The 1229-nt window shown below is 41.7% G+C and carries 2 protein-coding genes; both read right to left on the minus strand.

The window, feature by feature from the left end:
• Window positions 1–292: FKBP-type peptidyl-prolyl cis-trans isomerase N-terminal domain-containing protein (locus PE36_RS23600; RefSeq protein ID WP_043995026.1), on the minus strand; the 292-nt coding region annotated here is incomplete at its 3' end.
• Window positions 293–396: 104 nt separating this feature from the next.
• Window positions 397–1229: cysteine--tRNA ligase (locus PE36_RS23605; protein WP_006034640.1), on the minus strand; the 833-nt coding region annotated here is incomplete at its 5' end.

Genomic DNA, 1229 nt, shown 5'->3' on the forward strand with positions numbered 1-1229 from the left:
GCTCGCCACGCTGTACAGAGCTATCAAACACAGTGCCGTCTAATAATGTACCGTGATAATGTACCGTCACTTTAGAACGACCCGTAGGGTGAGCAGTGCCGGTACCTTCTGTTAATACTGTTGATTGCAAACCAGAAGCCGTTTCTTCAACGCCTTCTTTTTCTAGATTCGCAGCTAAAAACAACTTACCAGCTTCAATATTTTCAGCCGCTTGTTTCTTATTACCACCCATGCGTTGCATAAGGAAAAAAATCAACGCACAACCGATGATCACTGAAATAATTTTTAACATGATTAATCCTTTATCTAACTCTTTATTAAGTAAATAAAATGCCAATGACTACTTAAATTAAAACTAAAAGTATGAGTCATTAGCACTTAAATCAATTCGAGCCTTTATTTACGACGCCAACTAGTCCCGTTAGCACCGTCTTCCAATACAATACCCAGTGCGTTCAACTTGTCACGCGCATCATCTGCCATGCCCCAGTCTTTACTTACACGCGCATCGTTACGTTGTTTAATTAACGCTTCAATCTCTGCGACTTCATCATCAGCGCCAGTATCACCTTGCAAGAAAGCTTCAGGATCTTGTGATAATAAACCTAATACTTCACCAAAGGTAATTAACTGCGCGGCTAGTTCGCCAGCGCGTTTTTCATCAGTTTCTTTGATACGGTTAATTTCTTTCGCTAACTCGAATAACACAGGGAACGCTTCAGGGGTATTGAAATCATCATCCATTGCCGCTTTGAACGTTTCAACATACGCTTCGCAATCTGGTACAACACCATCAATCTCGGCAACTGTCACGCCACGTAATGCAGTATATAAACGCTCTAAACTTGCACGCGCTTGTTTTAAGTTATCTTCTGAATAATTTAGCTGACTGCGGTAATGACCGGAAATTAAGAAATAACGCACAGACTCGCCATCGTATTTCTCTAATACATCACGGATAGTGAAAAAGTTATTTAATGATTTAGACATTTTCACTTTGTCGATCTGCACCATACCCGAATGCATCCAGGTATTCACGTACTCACCATTATGTGCGCAGCATGATTGTGCCACTTCATTCTCGTGGTGTGGGAACATCAAATCAGAACCACCACCATGAATATCAAACACTTCACCCAGTATTTTATTGTTCATTGCTGAACATTCAATATGCCAACCTGGGCGGCCTTCACCCCAAGGAGATACCCAGCGTGGTTCACCCGGCTTAG

The organism is Moritella sp. PE36, assembly GCF_000170855.1.
Lineage (GTDB): Bacteria > Pseudomonadota > Gammaproteobacteria > Enterobacterales > Moritellaceae > Moritella.